The organism is Microcoleus sp. CZ3-B2 (assembly GCF_036705055.1).
In the GTDB taxonomy this organism is placed as follows: Bacteria; Cyanobacteriota; Cyanobacteriia; order Cyanobacteriales; family Microcoleaceae; genus Microcoleus.
This window is the reverse complement of the sequence record NZ_JAUBTN010000042.1, coordinates 13,663-34,735: the sequence shown is the minus strand read 5'-3', so window position 1 is coordinate 34,735 and position 21,073 is coordinate 13,663. Positions and strand designations below refer to the sequence as shown.

Annotated in this window: 14 protein-coding genes; 9 read left to right on the top strand and 5 right to left on the bottom strand. The window is 43.4% G+C overall.

Features of this window, described 5'->3' with window-relative positions:
* Positions 1 to 161: 161 nt before the first annotated feature.
* Both QUA97_RS18635 and QUA97_RS18630 read right to left on the bottom strand, forming a co-directional pair.
* Positions 162 to 1,073 (bottom strand): UTP--glucose-1-phosphate uridylyltransferase, encoded by a 912-nt coding sequence (locus QUA97_RS18635; RefSeq protein WP_333195535.1) that lies wholly within the window; start codon positions 1,071 to 1,073, stop codon positions 162 to 164.
* A 56-nt stretch (positions 1,074 to 1,129) separates the two neighbouring features.
* A complete protein-coding gene (locus tag QUA97_RS18630) occupies positions 1,130 to 2,170 on the bottom strand; it encodes a mevalonate kinase family protein (protein ID WP_333195534.1) in 1,041 nt (346 codons plus the stop codon).
* A 152-nt stretch (positions 2,171 to 2,322) separates the two neighbouring features.
* Between QUA97_RS18630 and QUA97_RS18625 the strand changes: the two genes are divergently transcribed.
* From QUA97_RS18625 to QUA97_RS18600, 6 genes are all read left to right on the top strand, one after another.
* Complete coding sequence (locus tag QUA97_RS18625) at positions 2,323 to 2,862, top strand: Dps family protein (protein WP_333195533.1); 540 nt, start codon at positions 2,323 to 2,325, stop codon at positions 2,860 to 2,862.
* Positions 2,863 to 3,339: 477 nt separating this feature from the next.
* Positions 3,340 to 6,684 (top strand): protein DpdE, encoded by a 3,345-nt coding sequence (dpdE, locus tag QUA97_RS18620; protein WP_333195532.1) that lies wholly within the window; start codon positions 3,340 to 3,342, stop codon positions 6,682 to 6,684.
* Positions 6,684 to 9,230: a protein DpdF gene (gene dpdF, locus QUA97_RS18615; RefSeq protein ID WP_333195531.1), complete on the top strand. Its 2,547-nt coding sequence runs from the start codon at positions 6,684 to 6,686 to the stop codon at positions 9,228 to 9,230. The genes dpdE and dpdF overlap by 1 nt, the downstream gene beginning before the upstream one ends.
* Positions 9,227 to 10,111 carry a protein DpdG gene (dpdG, locus tag QUA97_RS18610; protein WP_333195530.1) on the top strand — a complete coding sequence of 295 codons (885 nt, stop codon included), beginning with the start codon at positions 9,227 to 9,229 and terminating at the stop codon, positions 10,109 to 10,111. Before dpdF ends, dpdG begins: the two co-directional genes overlap by 4 nt.
* Entirely contained in the window at positions 10,108 to 13,206 is a 3,099-nt protein-coding gene (dpdH, locus tag QUA97_RS18605) for a protein DpdH (protein ID WP_333195529.1), read from the top strand. The genes dpdG and dpdH overlap by 4 nt, the downstream gene beginning before the upstream one ends.
* Before the next feature lie 5 nt (positions 13,207 to 13,211).
* Positions 13,212 to 13,943, top strand: a complete 732-nt coding sequence (locus tag QUA97_RS18600) for a hypothetical protein (protein ID WP_333195528.1) — start codon at positions 13,212 to 13,214, stop codon at positions 13,941 to 13,943.
* A 167-nt stretch (positions 13,944 to 14,110) separates the two neighbouring features.
* Here QUA97_RS18600 and QUA97_RS18595 read toward each other — a convergent pair whose 3' ends face one another.
* Positions 14,111 to 15,199, bottom strand: coding sequence for a glycosyltransferase family 2 protein (locus QUA97_RS18595; RefSeq protein WP_333195527.1), 1,089 nt, complete (start codon positions 15,197 to 15,199; stop codon positions 14,111 to 14,113).
* A gap of 250 nt (positions 15,200 to 15,449) precedes the next feature.
* Here QUA97_RS18595 and QUA97_RS18590 point away from each other — a divergent pair, with 250 nt between their 5' ends.
* The 3 genes from QUA97_RS18590 (at position 15,450) to QUA97_RS18580 (ending at position 18,536) form a co-directional block, all read left to right on the top strand.
* Positions 15,450 to 15,581, top strand: coding sequence for a hypothetical protein (locus tag QUA97_RS18590; RefSeq protein WP_255515871.1), 132 nt, complete (start codon positions 15,450 to 15,452; stop codon positions 15,579 to 15,581).
* 345 nt (positions 15,582 to 15,926) lie between these two features.
* Complete coding sequence (locus tag QUA97_RS18585; RefSeq protein ID WP_194067804.1) at positions 15,927 to 16,997, top strand: glycosyltransferase family 2 protein; 1,071 nt, start codon at positions 15,927 to 15,929, stop codon at positions 16,995 to 16,997.
* Between the two features lie 87 nt (positions 16,998 to 17,084).
* On the top strand, positions 17,085 to 18,536 hold the full coding sequence (locus tag QUA97_RS18580; RefSeq protein WP_333195526.1) for an NAD(P)/FAD-dependent oxidoreductase: 1,452 nt from the start codon (positions 17,085 to 17,087) through the stop codon (positions 18,534 to 18,536).
* Between the two features lie 342 nt (positions 18,537 to 18,878).
* On the opposite strand, the gene QUA97_RS18575 is transcribed toward QUA97_RS18580, so the two are convergent.
* Positions 18,879 to 19,361 (bottom strand): transposase, encoded by a 483-nt coding sequence (locus QUA97_RS18575; protein WP_333195524.1) that lies wholly within the window; start codon positions 19,359 to 19,361, stop codon positions 18,879 to 18,881.
* 119 nt (positions 19,362 to 19,480) lie between these two features.
* Positions 19,481 to 21,031, bottom strand: coding sequence for a GMC family oxidoreductase (locus QUA97_RS18570; RefSeq protein ID WP_333195523.1), 1,551 nt, complete (start codon positions 21,029 to 21,031; stop codon positions 19,481 to 19,483).
* Positions 21,032 to 21,073: the final 42 nt, after the last annotated feature.

Sequence of the window (21,073 nt, the reverse complement as noted above, 5' to 3'; positions counted from 1 at the left end):
GCAGGTATTTCGATTTGGGATTGGGGGTATTGCGATTTGGGATTGGGGAATGAATGGATGGCTGTCAACCGCAGATTTAAGGCAAATTGACGCGCATAAACACAGATCATTTGTATAGGAGCGAGTTTGGGGAGGTAATGGAAGTCTAATTTTAAGGCCCGTTAGCCGATCGCCCCACCAGATATGGCAAAATCAATCAGCGTCTGCCGGTAAACCTCCGGCAATCCCGTGTCAAAACACCGCCCTTGCACCACATAACCAGCCATTCCCTCGAACTCCCGCAATTTCTCCAAACAGGATGTTAACTGAAATTCGCCTCTTTCTCGAAAATTGGCACTAATATGTTCTGCCAAACAATCAAATATTTGAGGATTGAGGACATACATCCCAAACATCGATAAAAATGAATCATCCCCCATGCCTTCTACGCTTAAATGCTGCCGCGCATACTCGATATCCGGCTTTTCGTAAACTTGCGTCACAGACAAAATAGCATCTTGTTCCCGCCAAACACCAGCCGCACAGCCGTAGTGATGAATTACCTCAGCCTGTGTCACCCTCAAACCAATTACGCTGTGCTGCACTTGCGAGTAAATATCCAATAGCTGGCGCGCGCAAGAGTTTGCAGTGTCCGACAAGTAAATGTGGTCGCCCAACAGCAGCAAAAATGGCTCCCTGTTCGTCCATTCTCTAGCACAAAATACCGCGTGGCCGAATCCTTCCTGAACATCTTGAGTAAGAATTGTAACTTTCTGTCCTACATTTTGTAAATATTTGCTATAATCTTGGTTTTGCACAGACAGTTTTTGGAAAAGTTGGGGAGACGGAGGGGCTTTAAAGAAATCTTCAAAAAAAGCGCGATCGCCCTTTTGCACAACTATACCAACTTCTTCGATTCCGGCGCTCAAAGCTTCTTCCACAATTGCCAAAATTATCGGTTTGGCGCGGCCGTCGCGATCGATAATTGGAAATAACTCTTTCTTCACAGCCTTAGTAGCCGGAAACATCCGAGTGCCAAAACCGGCGGCCGGAATCACCGCTTTGCGGACTCTGTAGTGAGAACTGACTGTCATAGGATTTTAGATTTTAGATTGAAGAATTTCAAGATTCCTTAAATTGGTATTTTTTTTCAACTGATTTTCAGTTTCACACAATTCATCTGAGGAAAATCCCGTGCAATAATCTCCATAACCTCCTGTTGACTTTCTGCATCTTTAACTATAAACTGCGCCGTGCCGTCTCCTTGAGAACCTACTCCCTTCCCGCCCAAAATATAAGGCTGAATTGGTGGATAGTTCAAAAGTTCATGCAAAACAGAAGCAGTTAACTGCCCCGGACAAGCGGGGATTAAATGCTTGTCAAATTCCCTCTGGGCAACTTTCATCAACTCGCCGAGTTTAACCGCATCTCCCTGCTGTAAAGCTGCGGCTGCATCCTGCGTAATTTGTGAACTAATGGCACCAAGATATAGCTGCACGTTTGCTGCTACTTCATTGGCCGGAAAGGGGTAAGCCAGATTGAGACTTGCCAGGATTTCTTGAGTGTTTTTGCTAGCGCCCAAATCTACGAGCACAAAAAACAAATCTTTGGTAACTTTGAGCTCAACAACATCCATCTGAGAACCGTCAAAAATCATCATAATCGGGCGATTTCCATAGGCACAACCCTGATCCATGCGGCCGCAGCGCGAAGGTGTTGCAGTCTCGCCTAAATAAGCCATTTCCATTTCACCGCGCACGTTCATTTTTAAATCGTATAAGCGGTTGAAAGCGCGGGCTACTAATACGCAAATTGCGGCGCTGGAAGACAGGCCTTTCTGAATTGGTAAATCTGTTAAATAATTGTCAATCTCTACTCCTCCCACGCGGTAGTAGGTGAGAAATTGAGCCGCCACACCGGCTGCATAACTGAAAAAAGTTCCTGTTTGTGCTTCAGCAAGTAGACAATTTTTTTCCATCGGGAGTGCAGCTTCTATTTTGGTGCCGTCATTTAAAGCAGCCCGTAAAATCAAGTGTGTGGGATGCGCCTTAACTTCAGCATAAATTCCTTGATTTGTACTGGCTATCAGAGTGCAGCCTTTTGCTATAGCGGGATTGAGGGGGCGATAAGCGGCTGCCCAATCGCTGTGTTCGCCAAACAGACAAAGGCGGCCAGGAACAAAAAGCTGCATGACATCTATCTAAAGGTATCTATATTGCGATTACTTTAACCTGAAATGCAGATATTTGACTAAAAGTGCGATCGTCCTTTGGGTTGATGTCAACGGCTGGCAAAATTTGTTTTAATAAATGTCTAGTTAGAAGAATTGAGGAAATAATTTCAATGCGTAAGTTAAATATAGGTCTATCTGACGAGCAACGTGCAGGCGTTATCGAACTGTTGAATCACGACCTGTCAGACGCTTATCTGCTGTTAATCAAAACTAAAAAGTATCACTGGGATGTAGTTGGCCCGCAGTTTCGCTCGCTCCACCAGTTGTGGGAAGAACACTACCAGGCGTTAACAGTAAATATCGATGCTATGGCGGAACGGGTGAGAACTTTAGGTGGCTATCCAATTGGTACTGCTGAGGGTTTTCTCAAGTATGGTTCGATTAAAGAACATATCGGCGATTTGCCTTTAGCGACTGAAATGGTATCGCGTTTAGTTGACGACCACGAACTGATTATTCGCAATCTCCGCGAACACGTTGAACAGTGTGGCGAAGAGTTTAAAGATGATGGAACGGCTGACTTTTTGACTGGTTTGATGGAACAGCACGAGCAAATGGCTTGGATGTTGCGATCGTTTATTGAAGGGGAATCTATTGCGCCGGACGGTAAGCAGCCACAAGCTAAAACTGCTACAGCTTCTCACGCTTAGATTGGACGCGAGTTACCTACGGTGGTTATAAACCGTGTTTTTACGACAATACTGGTTAATCACCATTAATTTTGGTCAAAAACCCGGTTTCTCGGTCTCGGAATGCGTCCGGGTTAGCAGAAACCGGGTTTTTACGATAATACTGGTTAATCACCATTAATTTTGGTCAAAAACCCGGTTTCTCGGTCTCGGAATGCGTCCGTATTATAAATAAAATTATATTAGACTAGAATTTTTTAGTTAAACAGGGTAAACTCAATCAAAGGGTTTTTTAACCCTGATTTTGATTGACTTCGGCAGTTTGAGCCTAGGATATTGCCTATGGTACAAGTTGGTTTTCTGCGAGTCAGCCTTCAAAATTTACAAACAAAATTTAAAGACACAGGTTAGCCAGCTAGTCGGGAACTTAGTTTCTGCGGCTAGAATTTTGGCTAAGTTTTTTGCAAAGCAACCGATCGCTCTGAGGAGAGGCGAATTATGATCGAGCTTGGTTGTCTGGTGCGATCGCGCAACAATGACCTCGGTATAGGAAAAGTTGTTAAAATATTTAATTCAGATGCCTTAGTTGAGTATTTTTGTTCGGTGGGGAACCGGATAGAACGAACCTTAGCCTTAAGTTTGCTCGTTCGAGTTAGGCTACAACCTCAGACGAGGTGCTATTTCTGGTCTCAAAGCAAACAAACTTGGAGAGTGGGTCGGATTTTTGCCTGGGATGAAGATAGCTGTAGATACGAGATTGACTTACCAGATCGCCAAACAGAATTCGCCGTTGAACGAGATGTTTGCGTGCGTTGCAATATCCCCATTGCCGATCCGATCGCAATTATAGCGCTGAAAGGTCAAGAAACACCTTACTTTCACGATCGACGTTTAGCTTTTGTTAAGTGTCTAACTAAACAACGCGCTGTCAGTCGCGGCATGACAGGGCTGATTTCTGCCAATATTGAGCTTTATCCCCATCAAGTTGAAGTTGTCCGGCGCGTACTAGAAGATCCTATTCAACGTTACCTGTTAGCAGATGAAGTTGGACTGGGAAAAACGATCGAATCTGGTGCTATTCTTCGCCAATATCTTCTCGACTACCCCCAAGGACGGGCTGTGGTATTAGTACCGCAATACCTGCGGGAACAATGGCTTCAAGAATTAAAAAATAAATTTTATATCTCTGACTCGGACAACCGAGTGCAGGTGCTTGCAGTAGAAAATGTCGATCGAATCAGCCCGAATGCCGATTTAGGCTTTTTAATTTTAGATGAAGCGCATCACGTCGCAGCAATGGCTACTTCTTCAGATTCGGTGAAGCGCGGGATTTTCGAGACTTGCAAACACCTTGCTCATCAAAGCGATCGCCTACTCCTATTATCTGCAACCCCAGTTCTCAATCACGAGCAAGATTTCCTGGCGCTGCTGCACTTGCTAGATCCAATAACCTATCAACTTAACGATTTGGAAGGTTTTCGTGCGAGGGTGCAAAACCGCCAACAAATTGGTCGAGTTTTACTCTCATTTAAGGAAGGAGCAAATCCTTTTGTTATTAAAACTAACCTCAACCAACTGCGAAATCTGTTTGCTGAAGATCCGTATCTGCTCAACCTCGCAGATGAGTTGCAAATTTGCTTGCAAACTAAAGAAATACCTGTCGCCGATCGCGATCGAATTGTGCGATCGATTCGCACCCACATCAGCGACACCTATCGCTTGCACCGTCGAATGCTGCGTAACCGTCGCGCTTCCGTAGAAGATGTAATTTTCGATCGCAATATCATACCAAAAGTAGAATATGAATTAGATGAGCGATCGCCCCAAATTCACGAACTCATCGACGAATGGCGCACTATCGCCCCCAAAGAACAACAATATCAACACATTTTTCTGCTGTTATTCCGTGCTACTGGTACTTGGCTGGGAATCTTGCAACAGGTAGTTGAAGTCCGTTTAAATTGTATCTCCCATGCTGGCATCATTCAGGAATTTGGGATGGATAGCGCCAGAATTTTGAGTGAAACTCCCAAATTTTCAGGAGAAGCAGAAATCCTGGAATCTTTGCTGCGAATTATTCAAGAACCTTCAGAAGATGGCGATCGCATCGAATTACTCAAGATAGTTCTAATCTATCATTTATCTGAGTGTTTCAAACTCCAATCTTATCGCAGCAACCTTCATAAATTGCTCGAACAATTGCAACAGCGAATTCGCAGACCTATACCGGGAGATACCTTACCTAAAATTGTCATTTTCACCAGTTTTGTCAAAACAGGTACTGAAATTTTTCGGTACTTATCAGATACTTTTGGTCAAGAAACTGTAGCTAGCCATCAATTAGGGATGGAACGCTCTCAGGTTGAAAAACACCTCGCTCGGTTCAAAAATGACCCAAAATGTTTTATCCTTGTTTGTGATTCCTCTGGTGAAGAAGGCCGCAACTTCCAATTTGTGAATTGGATGATTAATTTCGATCTTCCCTGGTCGCCAAATCGTTTAGAACAAAGGATGGGCAGGATCGATCGCATTGGTCGCCCGATGAAGGTTCAGTTTACAGTATTTGCAGGTGCAGACCTCGATGATAGCCCTCACAGTGCTTGGTATGAATTATTAAAAAGTGGTTTCGGCATTTTCGATCAATCAATTGCCAGTCTTCAGTTTTATGTAGATGAAAAACTGCCGGAACTTGAAGCAGTGATGTTTCAAGCTGGCGCTAGCGGACTTTTAGAAAAGATTGACTCGATCCGGCAAGGAATTGCTGAGGAACAGGTAAAAATTAGCGAACAAAATGCTTTAGATGAAATTGATGCTCAGGATGAAAATGCTTCTGAGTATTTTCAAGCTTTAGATGATTATGACGCTGGTCATCAAAAAATTAAACTAGCAACTGAAGACTGGATTTGTCAAGCACTAAAATTCAAGAAAGTTGACGATTTGAATTTAGCAAAAGTGCAGCATTATCAACATACTCCGCGCACTTTAATTCCCCTGAGCGATCTAAGAACTCACTTTGCTAATTGTGGAGAAATATCTGGTACTTATAACCGGAGAATATCAACTCAACATCCTGGTGTCAATCTCTACCGTATTGGGGAAGGATTTGTGGAAGGGCTAGCATCTTATATTCATTGGGATGACCGAGGTCAAGCCTTTGCGATGTGGCGGTGCGATGAATCTTGGGATGCTGGAGAAGGGATGGAATGGTTCGGTTTTCGCTTTAATTATGTAGTCGAGGCTAATTTGGAAATAGCCCAGCAAGTTTTAACAGATTTGGAGCAGGATAGTAGTAAATTTAAATCTCTGAAGCGACGCACAGATGCGCTATTTCCCCCTATTGTAGAGACCATTTTTCTTGATGCTCGGTACGAACCAATGAGCATTGTTGAAGATGAAGCTCTTTTGAAGATTCTGCAAGGTTCGTACAATGGTAAAAGTTCTCGTCCCTGCCGAGATTACAATTTAGCCAAAAGTCGATTATCGGTGCTTAATGAGTTTGTTGATGAGAGCAAGTGGGCAGATTTATGCAGTCAGGCGCGCGAGACTTCTGAAATACTGTTGCGCGATCGCACTTTTTTCATCTCACTCTGCGAAGAACGCGCCCGAATCGCCGACCAGAAACTAGGAAATAGACTAGAGCAACTGCGACTGCGCCTCAACCGACTGGCTGAAAGCCAACAAACTTCGCATTTTTTATTAGCAAAAGAAGTGAACATAGAAACTGCGTTAAGTCAAGCTATTTTAGAAGGAATTCGGCATCCCGGAATTAAGCTTGATTCTGTAGGATTCATCATTGTTTCTGGGCGACCTCCGGTTGAATCTCAGGAAAGGGGTGATGAGTGATGACTGATTCTTTTCAACAACTCAGAGAAATTATCCAAACAGGTAAGATTCCTGCGGATTTAAGTCAGTTTTCCGAAGCGGGTCACAGCCACTTACTGGAAACTTTGGATGCTGCTGGAACTTCTTACGCGCCGGGAATGGGAGATATTGCGGCTCTGATCCGTCAGGTTCTGCGGCGGGAAGATGAGCGACAGGGCGGGATGCCCCAAACTCTGAAAGTACCTCGAACTTTCCCTTTCCCCGATCGCGAAATGTGGCAACAAAGCGGTATTGATATTTTGGGTGAAGGTGCAGATTACTATCTAATTAGTGCTCATCCTTGGCAGCCAGAGTGGCTAGATTTTTCCGCACAATATCCCCCAGAAAAACCCGTATTTAATCAGGAAGAGCGCCGCAATTACGAGCCAGTAGAGGGAGATCCGTTTCTGGAATTGGTGGAGTTACAGAAGTATCGGAGTGTAGGGCAACGTGAAGCAATTCGGGCTGTTTTGACGGCTCCTGAAAATTCGACACTTGCGATTAATCTGCCTACTGGATCGGGGAAAAGTCTTTGCGCTCAACTACCGGCTTTGTTGCGATCGCAAAATGCTGGTGTAACAGTTGTTGTAGTGCCAACTACAGCACTAGCCCTTGACCAAGAACGAGCTTTGAAACGTTTTGTGAACCATCCGACTGCCTATTATGGCGATGAATCCGGGCAAGGACAACAGAGAAGGCAGGAAATTCGCGATCGCATTCGCAACGGCACCCAGCGAATCGTTTTCACCTCACCTGAAAGCTTGATGAAGTCTCTCGCACCTGCTCTTTACGAAGCCGCCAAATTACAAATGCTACGGTATTTAGTAATAGATGAAGCGCATATCGTCGAGCAGTGGGGCGATGAATTTCGCCCTGCTTTTCAAGAACTCCCCGGCTTGCGAAGAGATTTGTTGCGCTGGACTTCTTTTACAACTTTATTGCTAACTGCAACCTTAACAGAATCCTGTTTAGATACCCTGGAAACTTTATTTGGCAAACCAGGCAATTTTCAAGTAATATCTGCCGTACAGTTGCGGCCTGAACCTTCCTACTGGTTTGCTTGGTGTCAAAGTGAAGAAATCAGAAAACAGCGATTAATGGAAGCAGTTTATCATCTTCCCCGCCCTCTGATTATTTACGCCACAAAACGCGAAGATGTCAGGCGATGGCAACAGGATTTATTATCCGCTGGATTCAAACGGTGTGCAATTATGACGGGAGAATCGAGTTCGCTAGAACGCTCTCAACTGATTGAAAACTTGCGCGAGAGACGAGTTGATATAGTGGTTGCTACTTCTGCTTTCGGATTGGGTGTGGATCAGTCAGATATTCGGGCAGTAATTCATGCCTGCATCCCAGAAACTATCGATCGTTTCTATCAAGAAGTCGGTCGAGGAGGTCGAGACGGCAAAGCAGCAATCTCGCTCACCCTACATACCACTCAAGACTTAGAGATTGCCAAATCGCTTAATGACAAATCTGCCATTACGGTCGATCGGGGATTTCAACGGTGGAAAAGTATGTTTTTGAAAAAAGAAATGTTCCCCGATGGTCGCTTTCGCGTTCCCGTGAATCTTGCTCCATCCTCAAAACCAGAAGATATTGACATGAACAGCGAACAGAATCAGGCTTGGAACATCCGCACTTTAACGCTGATGAGTCGATCTGGTTTAATCGAGATTGATGCCGACGAACCGCCGCAAAGAAGAAATTTTAAATCAGAAACAGCTTATAACGAAGCTTGCAAACTGCACAGAAAATCCCGGTTCATCCGCATCCGGGATGAATCGCACCTCAACCGTCAAACTTGGGAACATAAAGTAGAACCAATTCGCCAACAGCGCCAAAACTGGAGCTATAAAAACCTGCAATTAATGCGCGAGGTTTTGCGGCCGAAACGCTGTATTTCCGAAATCTTTGCTGAAGCTTACACCATACCCGCCCGTGCAGTACCAGAAGCCAGAAAATCGGTGATAGTTTCTCGCGCTTGTGGTGGATGTCCTGTTTGCAGAAAAAACGGGCAAGCACTATTTTCTGGAATTATGCCCGCGCCATTACCTGTATGGCAGGAACCAAATTTTGTTGTAAGTGAAAAACTAAAATCCTTGCTGGGAGAAGATAAGTTAATGCTCGTTTTTTATGATTCTCATGAAGCTCAAAGCTGGAGACTCAAAAGCTCTAAAGTTTTTAACTGGTTAATCGAGCAGGGAATTAATAATCTAGTGCTTCCTGATGAATTTCAGAGTATATTGATTGAAGAAACAAATCGGATAGCCGATGCTTGTATATTTTTGTTTCAAAAATACGAACCTATGCTGATGCCGCGCATTCCCAGCCTGATCTTTCATCCGCCCGGAAAGGCTATCCCTCACAACTATCTGTCACTCAACAGAACTTCTCAAGCTCCGCTAGTCATTATGCTTCCCGTAGATACACCCGATCCGAGCCGCGATGACCGCAAGCTAATTAATATTTTTTCAAGCAGATACTTGATGTTTAACCAGTTTTGCAGGGAGGTTAATTTATGAGCGTCTTAAAAACTGCTTTAGCTACTCCTAGTAGAATGCGAGGAATATTTAGATATTTACTTCAAGCACCCAAACAGCGCGAAAACAAGGAAAAGCTCACTCGCCTGCTTTCTCCCGATCAATTGTCAGAAGGGAGAAACAAAACTGCCGAACATCCGATGTTTAATGCTGCGCTGCGAGAAAGTATCAAGTGCGGTTTATTAATCGAAGAAAATGAGGATATTGCGGTAAATCTTCAGCTTCCCAAAGCATCTATACATCCTCAGACAGGCGATAACTTGTTACCTGATACGCTGGTACAGCTATTTTTTGCTGATAACGAAGATGAAGAAGATTTAGGTCGGTTAATAGCATGGTATTTAGCACAGGATATTTATGATGCTCCCGATACATGGGAAAAAGTAGAAAAGCTTGTCGCAGAGCAGGGAGTTGCTGAGTCTTTAGATTTGAAAATATCCAGCAATACCCTGTCTGGTCAAGTCGAGGATTGGATGTGTTATTTAGGGTTTGCTTGGGGCCATGCTTCAGATTCAAACAAAAAACTTGTTGTGGCTGAGCCAACTGCTTATCTCAGAAGAAATTTAAATGATTTATTTCAAGGAGAAGCAAAAGCTAAACTTTCAATCCGAGAGTTTATCGATCGCCTAGCTAAAAAATGCCCGGTTTTTGAAACTGGAAAATTTCGAGAACAGGTTGAAGAAAAAATTGGTAGTCGCTTACCAAATCACTTATCAACTAGCACGGTTTTTGCTTTATTCTGCCTTCAAGATGATGGTTGTATCAAGCTGATAAGGGAGTCGGATGGTGATTTATTCATCTTTCCAAGTACAGACAAAGAAGCAGGATTTTCTCATATTATTTTGACAGGGGTTGAACCATGACTTTTACAAAATTTGTTTGCTGGGATGTCGATCGCGTTCGCCGCGTGATGGGTGTGGAGGCTACCCAAACTCCAGATAGTATATTTGTGGCAACTCACCATCCAATTGCCATGTACCGCCAGGAACTGATCGATGCACCGTCGCAAGTTCCCTACAGTGAGGAACAATTTTTGAAAGATTTTCTAGCTGAACAAGATTTCGCTTTTGTGCCAGTTTTAGGAAGCTCTGGGACGGGAAAATCTCACCTAATTCGTTGGCTAGCTGCGAATATAGCATCGACAGAGAAGCGCCGAGTTTTGCTGATTCCAAAAATTGGCACGAATCTCAAAGATATTATCAATTTAATATTAAAAGGGATGGCAGGAGCAAGTTTTGATGAATACCGGCAGCGTTTAAATCGAGGGACTAGCACCTTAAATGAAGCGCAAGCGCGGGAACAACTTCTGAATCAGCTTGCGGCTGCGGTTGGCCCGAACGGTCGGGGCGATCGCACTAAACTTTCTGATGTGGAAAAATACCTAGTTGATGCTGTTGATTCTCTACTCTACGATCCATTTTTCCGAAAACACTGGCTAAAGGATGGGGGTATTATCCATCAATTAGTTGTCCACATTCTCGGACAGCGAGATACAGTAGAAATTGTGGAAGAACGGAGGCAGTTTTCGCTAAATGACTTGCCTCTCAATGTCTTAAACTTGCAAAAATCTGGGCAGTCTGCGCGGGAATTTTATAGCTTACTGATCGGCGATGAGGATACTCAAAAGGCAACTGTAGATTGGTTAAACCGGCATTTAGATGAAGCCATAGCTCAGGTTTTGAGCTTGGGGCGGGAAGATTTGCAAAGATTGATGGGGGAAGTTCGGGAAGCTTTAGCAGAACAAGGAATAGAGTTAGTTTTGCTGATTGAAGATTTTGCTAAATTGCAAGGCATCGATCGCGAAGTTTTAGAAGCAGTTTTAGCGCGGCCTCAGCAACCAGGAGGCAAACATTTGTGCGCGATCCGAACGGCGCTAGCTTGTACTACGGGCTATTTTGATGGTTTGAGGTTAGATACAGTAAAACAGCGGATTACTTTTAGCGTTAATCTTGACCTTGGCACAGTTGGGGAACAATCTTTAGTGAATTATGCAGATATCAAACAATTTGTGGGTCGATATCTCAACGCGGTGCGTTTGGAGGATAAAACAATTCAAAATTGGTGGGCTGACTCTCGCAATCGCGAAGATTCGGATCGAGAATCTCTACCTAGTGCTTGCAATGAATGCGAACACAAACTAGCTTGTCATGCGGGTTTTTCAGAAGCAGACGGTTTTGGTTTGTATCCTTTTACTTCGGAAGCCTTAGAGCAAATGCTGGCGAGAGTCAACCCAGGCAATTTTAACCCTCGAATTTTGATTAAAGATGTTCTTAAGTGGACGCTAGAAACTGCTGTTGCTGATATCGAGCGAGGAGATTTTCCTGCTATTTCTGTGCGGGAACACTTTGGGAAGATGCGGCTGAGTGCTTTGCTTCAGGGAGATATTCAAGCTAAAGACCCACAAAATGGCGATCGCCGCCAGACTCTCCTTGATTTGTGGGGGGATAGTAACGAGCTTTGTGATTTGCGCCCTGAAGTTCACTCTGCATTTAATATTCCGGCGCTGGGCGGGGAGGTTCAGCAAATAAAAAAAATATCATCTGTTTCGCGTGTTCAAGAATCTAGGATTTCAGTTAGTAATTATCAAGTTGATTCGATCTATACAACTAAAAATAATCAGACTACAGCCGCACAAATTCCCGACAAGCTGACTAGGCAAAAAGAATTTATTGATAGGTGGAACAATGGAGAAGGTCTCCCACAAGATATCGCTGGGGAATTGCGGCCGTTGATTTACTCAGCTATCGGCGAGCGGATCGAATGGGATACGGAAATGCTGCTTAAGGGGGTTTTTGCTAGTAGTGGGACGACATATTTTAAAAGTAGAAATATTACTTTTGTGAGTCCAAAGGTGACGAGGGAGACGATTTCTGGAGTTAAACTATCTCTTCCTCTGCATCCTGATGATGCAGATGAGTTTCGGGAAACGGCGATCGCCTTTCAAGGTATGTTGCAATACAAGCACTACAAGCATTGGAAGTTCCCGGAGGGCGATCGCTACTTTCGCACCTACGCTAAACAACTGGAAAAATGGAGTCAATATGTAGTTGAGCAAATTCGCCTGTATCCCCGCGAGTCTGGGGAACCCTGGAGCCCTGTACCTGCGGCAGTTGAACTACTGGCGATCGCCACCACAATGGCCGGACATTCTACGGGTGAAGATTCGATCAATGCTTTGTTTCTCAAACTAGAGCCAAAAGATTTAGAACATCGTTCAGCTACTTGGAAAAAGCTATTTGGTACTTTACAAAAACACTCCCTAGCTTTACTAGAAACTGTTACCAGTAGAACGGCTTGCACGAAAGGAAGTTCTAAACAATTTCAGATTATTGATGTTGTACAAATCCTCGATCCATTGAAACAGGTTAGCAAATCTTGGCAGCCTCAATGTGAAATTCCGGCCGATGTTCGGGAGAAGTTTCCCGAAATTGATAAAGCGCGTCAAGCGGTGGATGAACTTCTAGAAAAAGCAATTCAAGAAGAGTGCGATCGCCAACTTGCTGTTTACAATTCTCTTGTATCTGAATTAGGAGAAAACTTCAATAAAAAGGATGTTACCGATTTAGTAAAACCGGCGATCGATAGCTCGCAAGAAGCTGGTGTATTTCGAGGCATAAAGAGTGTCGATGAGCTAAAATCAGTCTTGGAACAGTTTAAACGAGTTGGAATTTCTAGCTATTTAGAAACAATGAAGCGCGTGCAAACTGAGAAAGATAATCCCGATAGTAAACCGGGGAAGCTGCTTAAGTATCTCAGCGAAAATCATCAAAAAGCAATGACAGAATCTTCGGACTTTCTCAATAGTACCAATAATTTTCTTGATGCTTCTCTAAGCGAGGTCAAAAACCGGATTGAGGAGTTAGAAGCGTCAGGCGGTGGAACAGTAGAATCTAGTCATAGAGATATTCAAGATGGATTGGTAAAATTGCGGAATCTAATTAGTGAGATTAAAGGATAAACAATATGGTATTACAAAACTCCCATCAACTGAGTGAGTTGTCTCAAAAGATAATTAATCTTCGGAAGTATGCAGAGAATTTTCAAGCGTTTCAATCTAGACAAAACCAAATCGAGCAAGCTGTCGCTAAAACTATACCTCTTGTGCAATCTTTGAGAGCTTTTCGCCAAAGAGAAATTGTCAATTTTGATTTAACTCAAAAAGCAGACAGTTTGCTAGAATTAATTGCTAATGTTGAAGCAAGATTTCAGGAAGATCCTGAGTGGATTATCGACAATCAAAATTTTAACAACAAAAATAGTTTCAACTCTAAGGTAAATCAATTACAAAATGCTCTGAGAGAGCAATTGAGTCACGCTTGGAGGTTGTACCGAACTGAAAAGATGCCGAACACGAATAAGGAATTCCTGAAGGTGCTGGATAAAGTTTCGGCATTTAAGCCAACTATTCAACGAATTAGATATTTAGAGTTGCAAATTCAGGGGTCTAACTCAATTCCCGAAAGCTTTGAGGATTTTGAGAAAGTCGATCGGCTAATTGAGCAATTGAAGCAATGCTGGGATAGACTGGATGCTGATGAAGTCCCTGAAGCAGTGCTGAATTTTCTCAGAATTGCTGCTAATGAGGGTGCTACTTTGAGTCTTTTAACTCCTGAAGTGAAAGATTGGTTGACTAAACATGATTTGATTGATTCTTTACGAATTCGCTTGATCTCAAATCCGTTAGGATCGGAATAGTAAATTCACTGTTGACTGTTGACTGTTAACATCATGTATGAGTGCAACCGGAATTGATATGACGCGATTATTTTAGCAGTAAAAAAAGGTAATAAATGCACTAGGCAAATAAAGTTGATGCCTGGTAAAATCCGCAATCCGCACTAGACAAATAAAGTTGATGTCTATCATTTTATTAAACTATTAAACCGCATTCTTTCATACACCTGTGACGGCAGCATTCTGTGAACTTTCGTCCGCGTCTCAATCGTCGCAAGTGTCGTATCTTCAGTCGATTCTGATGTTGTTTTTATTTTTAAGCCCGATTCAGCGGGCGGTGAGACTCTAATTTTTAAGAGGCTAGTTATTGACAGCAAGTACAGATTGTGACGCAATAGTGACATAAATAAATCTTCTTTAAAAGCTTGAGCAAGCCAAAATAATGTACTGCGATGATTGCCGCTGCGGTTGCTTTTTACTGCTAAATAAATGTAGAAATTACTGCTAGACCAGCGATAAATGTTGCTAGGAATTTCGGGATGTTGCTGCCGGACATTTGCCATAATTAAAGAATGACTTTTTGCCATTGCTGCATAGTTGCAAGACATACTGCTGGAAATCTGGCGGTAGCCAACTAAATATTCTGGCACTACTTTGAATTGATAATGTTCGGCTATGCGGAGGTGTAGTTCCCAGTCTTCGCAGCCTTGAGCGTTTTCTGCTTTTAATTTGCAGTTGTAACCGCCGATTTTTTTAAAGCAAGCGCGGCGGATTAGGGATGAGCTGGCATTGCCGATAAAATATTTATAAACTAATGCTTGGTAAACTTCTCCGGCGATAGTGGAGTTGTAAAATCCGCCTGTGAGTAAGTCTTGTTCGTTGATGTCAACTGACCAGGAATAGACAACTCCGACAGTGGGTTCTGATTTGGTTAAGCATTCTATTTGTTTTTCTAGGTTTTGCGGATACCAAATATCGTCGGCATCGATGGGTGCAATGTATTCGCCTTGGGATTTTTCTATTGCTAGGTTGCGTGCGGCGGCGACTCCGGTATTTGACTGCTGCAATAAGATTATTCGGCTGTCTTTTTGGGCAAAAGATTTGACGATTTCGGGTGTTGTATCTGTAGAGCCGTCGTCTACTATTAAAATTTCTATGTTTTGATAGGTTTGAGATAAAACAGATTCTAGTGTTTTAACAATAAATTTTTCGGCGTTGTAAGCTGGTATGATGACTGAAACTAATGGCGGATTGAAATTGTGGTAGGATGTGTTCATGTAATATAAAAACTGGTTTGTGTAAAAATTTTGGCTCGCAGGGAGCAAGTTAAGGGTATGTTAGCAAATTACTCCAGGTCGATCGTACACCGTTAAAAAAATTACGATGTATGTTTTAAATATATTGCCAAAATTTATAAAATGTGCATTGCTACAGCGGTGGGGACACAGACTTGGTGTGTGAGTCCCTTGCGGATGAGCTCTGTTAAATAAACTGTATTAGTCAAGTCCTTACCCCGCCCAAAAACTGATGCCGCGCAGCGTACTTTTGTCGTGGATGACCGCAAATTATAGACTTTTGTTCGGGAATCCCGATCGAATGCTGCAAGTAAATCTTCAATGCCCCGATCGACTGACAGCAGACTGCTCTCAGTATGATTGATGTTGTATTTTATACTTTATACTGTTGATAAAATCAAATTCTTGTGTGGTGGAAGGCTGTCAGAGACAATCGCTGGGGGGCTTTTTCTAAAGTTTACAAAAACAATGACATATTTAAAGATTTCGTAAAGCTGCTGTCTGCATCACCTGAGTCTCAGGAAAAAATGACTTAGAATACAGGCATCAACGGGAAAAAATGCGATCGAGAATACCAGTAAAAAATATAGTTGAATATAAATAGAGATCGAGTTATAAACAAAAAAGTAGAGCTGGTTTTACTGTTTGTAAGATAACAGCATTAAAATTAAAGCAAATTTTGGCCCGTGTAATTTAAGTTATTTAGGTGATGATTTCTACCGCTGACCCGACTGTATCCGTGATTATCCCAGTCCACAACGGGGGTTCTTACTTCCGCACCTGTTTGTCAAAACTGGCTCAAGCTGTGCCCAGACCGATCGAGATTATTGTAGTAGCAGATGGCGAAAGCGACGGTTCTTGGCGACTTGCAAAGGAATTCGGGGCAAAATTAATTAGAATTCCTGAATGCGGGGGCCCAGCCCGAGCGAGAAATTTGGGAGCGCAAGCTGCGAAGGGAGATATTCTGTTTTTTGTGGATGCTGATGTGGCTGTTTGTCCTGAAGCGGTGGGTTATGCGATATCGGTGTTCAAAAATAATCCCCACTTGACTGCTTTCATCGGCTCCTACGACGATGCTCCTGGAGATCCAGATTTTCTGTCGCAGTACAGGAACTTGCTGCACCACTACGTGCACCAAACCGGTAACGAAGAAGCTTCGACTTTTTGGGGAGCTTGCGGAGTGATTCGCCGGGAAATTTTTTTGCAGATGGGTGGCTTTAATGAGAATTACCGCCAAGCTTCGATCGAGGATATTGAATTCGGCTACCGTTTGAAACAAGCCGGTCATCAAATTCGGCTGTGCAAAACATTGCAGGTGAAGCACTTAAAGCGCTGGGAGGCGATGGGGATGGTGAAAGCTGACTTTTTTTACCGAGCGCTGCCTTGGACGGAACTGATTTGGCGCGATCGCCAATTAAATAACGACCTCAACTTGCAAGTGTCGAACCGGCTCAGCGTGATTTTAACTTATGCAATGCTGCTTCTGGTTTTGGGAACCTGTTGGTCGCTGAACTGCTTGCTAGCTGTGCCGTTTGTAGCTGTGCCACTGGTAGCAATTAATGCACCGCTTTATCGATTTTTTCAGCAAAAACACGGTCTCATATTTGCTCTAAAAACAATTCCTTGGCACTGGCTTTTCTATTTTTACAGCGGACTGGCATTTGCGATCGGCACGGCTCGCCATTTGTCCCAAAAAAAGCCCTTGACTGCGAAGGTTAGCTTGCCGGTACCGCTGAATCAATCAATGCCAATTACGCTTCAACATCAGATCGATCGATAGTTGATCGGGGTATTCACGGGTGCATCTATCTATTTTAGAAGTTATAAATAATGGTATAGTTCGATAAAAAAGCTGGAGGTAGGCTGAGTGAAACATTATCCGGTTGCGATCGTCGGTGCAGGCCCTGCGGGCTTGACTGCTGCCTACGAGCTCGTCAAACAAGGTATCATCCCTGTTGTACTAGAAAAAGGTGATAAAGTTGGGGGAATAGCTCGCACCGAAACCTACAAAGGCTATCGTTTCGACATTGGCGGCCACCGCTTTTATACTAAAGTTGAAGCCGTGCAGCAGTTGTGGCAAGAGGTACTGGGAAATGAGTTTATTAAAGTGCCGCGATTGTCCAGAATTTTTTATCGAGGTAAATTTTTTAACTATCCGATCAGTGCCTTCAATACTCTGTTTAATTTGGGCATAATTGAGAGTACGCTAATTATTTTGAGCTATGTGAAAGTTAGAATTTGGCCGCTGGCGGAAGAAACAACTTTTGAACAATGGGTGATCAATCGTTTTGGCGAACGCTTGTATAAAACATTTTTTAAGACTTACACTGAAAAAGTTTGGGGCATTCCTTGTTCGGAAATTCAAGCAGATTGGGCGGCGCAGCGGATCAAAGGATTGTCGCTGACGACAGCAATTATTAATGCTTTGTTTGGCAGCAACGATACTAAAACATTAATCAAAGAATTTGATTATCCGGCTTTGGGGCCGGGGATGATGTGGGAAAAGTTCGCGGAAGCTGTGGAAAATAAAGATGGGAAAGTTTATCTCGATACTAAGGCGATTAGCTTTGAGTGCGAAGGTAATAAGATTAAAAGTATTACTGCGGAGCAAAACGGAGAATTAGTTCAATATTCGGCGGATAATTTTATTACGAGTATGCCGATATCGGCGCTGATAGCGAGGCTAAAACCGCAGCCGCCAGAAGAGGTGTTGCACGCGGCGCGATCGCTCAAATATCGAGATTTTTTGATTGTAGCGCTGATTGTCGATCGCAAGGATTTGTTTCCTGACAACTGGATTTACATTCACTCTCCCGAAGTCAAAGTGGGACGAATTCAAAACTTTAAGAATTGGAGCGCCGCTTTAGTTCCCGATGTCAGCAAAAGTTGTTTGGGAATGGAATATTTCTGTAGTGTAGGCGACGAGATTTGGGAAATGTCGGACGCTGAACTTGTGGAATTAGCAACTCGCGAGTTGGTTGGTTTGGGGTTAGCAACAACTGCTGAGGTTGAAGATGGAGTTGTCATACGGCAACTTAAAGCTTATCCAGTTTATGATGGGGAATATCGCGGACATTTGCAGGTACTTGAAGGTTTTGTGAAGGGTATTGAGAATTTGCAGACGATCGGGCGAAACGGTATGCACCGATACAACAATCAAGACCATTCTATGCTGACGGGGTTGCTGGCGGCGAGAAATATTCTGGGGGAAAAGCACGATTTGTGGGATGTGAATACTGAGCGATCGTACTATGAAGATTTTAGTGTCGATCGCTCCAAGGACAAAAAGGATTCAGATTTAATTTCGCAGTCTAGTTGATATTTGTGAACTGTTGCAATGAGGCGATCGCACATTTTTGGTTTTTGGGCGATCGCATCTAGAGAGACTTTTAGGCGATCGTTCACCACATATTCTAAATCTGATTGCAACTCAACCATCCGCGAGCTAACCTCCAATCTTGTAGCTAACCTCTTTTAATTGTAACATCCCAGGTCTGATTGACATTCTGATCCTAATATTTGAAGTAACTTTTACTTCGGAAATAGCTGGCATCATTACCCGACATTTGGGACAAAACCAGCAAATTTTTTGTTTGTGAATGTGCCGCAACAATGGCTCAGACAAGGACATTCCTGCATTCTCTTTTACCTATATAATTAATTAGGGAAAAACTATTTTAGGAGCAGCCCTATGTCCTAAATAAAGATAGGCAGCCGAGCGCAGCACAATTTCGGAATAGAGAATCTTTTGGATGTCTAAACTCGGTGCACGTTTTGCAGTGAATTTGTAAGCCACGATTTCCCCTTCCAAACTGAAGTCACTATCCGTCAAGTAGTGGTCGTAATCGTGCATTCCCTGAAAAATAAACCCGTAAATGGGATTGGGATAAACCGAAGAATCGTAACTTTCAGCAGATACCCAAAGTTGCCCTTGTTTGATATCTGCAAACATTTCTTCTGCGTTTTCGTAACGCATATAATCTGAAAATTGTAGATTTAAAGGCAATTGCTGGAACTCACCCATTAGCCAATCACAGAGTTGGGCGATGCTTTGATCTGAAATTTCGGCTGGCTTACTTTCCAAATAGAGTTTGGCGAGAGTGTCTACTTTTAATGCGGTTATGTTTGCTTTTGTGAGAGTCATATCGCTCCCCTCCTAACCTTGAACTACCTTTATTCTGACAGTTTTTATCAACAACTGCTATGAGCTAGCTCATAATTGAAAAAAAATAGTCAAGGCTATTTAATCGATCGCACTCCCTGTTAATTTTCCATTGCTAAACGTACTTGCTGTGAAACGCAACCTGCGGCTTTAATTAAATCTGCTGCTTTTTCGCCGATCGCAATTATCGGCCCATTCGTATTTCCTGTGGTGATTGTTGGCATGATTGACGCATCTACCACACGCAATCCCTCAACTCCATGTACCCGTAATTCGGAGTCTACAACCGCCATTGAGTCAGTTCCCATTTTGCAGGTGCCGACAGGATGAAACACCGTACCGCACGTTTCCCGGATGTAGGCTTCGAGGGCTTCATCGCTGTTAACACCGGCACCGGGAGCGACTTCATCACCCCGAAACTCATCAAAGGCACTTGTCTGAAACACTTTGCGGAGTAATTTAATTCCTGCAACCACCTTTTGCATATCAGATTCACTTTGGAGATAGTTCATCCGAATCATTGGTGCATCTTTCGGATCGGGCGATCGTAAAGATACACTACCAATACTCTCAGGATGGATCAAACATACTAAACCAGTGAATCCCGAATCAGAACTAGGAGGGAATGTCAACACAACAGGGCTGAAGATCAACTGTAAATCAGGCGCAGCATCCTGATTACCCTCGCTATGCAAAAACAATCCGGCTTCAACGATACTACTGGTGATTGCAGGGTGTAAATCCTGAGTTGCCAGGTGTACCACAGGAATGAGAGGATGATCTTGGAGGTTTTGACCGACACCAGGCAAATCGACTACTACAGAAATACCCAATGATTCCAGGTATTCTTGATTACCAATGCCCGAAAGCATCAGCAGCTTAGGCGAATCGAAGGCGCCAGCACTTAAAATCACTTCCCGGTTAACCCTAACTTGGTGCAGTGTTCCCTCGTGCATATATTCCACTCCAACGGTGCGGGTTCCCTCAAACAACAATCGAGTCACCAACGCTGCTGTCGTCGTTGTTAAATTGGGGCGATCGAGAATTGGCACCAGGAATGCTGCTGCAGCACTGTGCCGCTTACCATCTTTAATGGTCATCTGATAAAGTCCCGCACCTTCTTGCTGTATCCCGTTGAAATCAGGATTGTTTTGATATCCCATTGCTACAGATACTTCTACAAATCTTTGAGATATCGGTGCCGGGGAAATTAGATCCGTAACACTCAACTCGCCATCAACACCGTGGTATTCGGAAGCACCTCGTTGCTGGTTTTCAGATTTCTTGAAATATGGCAATATATCTTGGTAACTCCAACCGGGATTACCCAATTCTTGCCAGCGATCGTAATCATGAGGATTACCTCGGACATAAAGCATGAAATTAATCGAACTACTCCCACCCAAGACTTTCCCGCGAGGGTGAAAGATTTTGCGGTTATTGAGGTAAGGTTCGGGTTCTGTGAAGTATGCCCAGTCTACCTCGGAGCCTAGTAAGTTGAAGCATTCTGCCGGGATTTGAATCTCCGGTTTAGTATCCGGGTTGCCAGCTTCGAGCAACAACACAGTTGTTTCACTGTCTTCTGTCAAACGGTTGGCGACAACGCAGCCTGCCGAACCTGCACCAATCACAATGTAGTCATAGTTCGTCATAACATTCTCCTGCTTCGTTGTATGTAATCGATTAACTTAGTC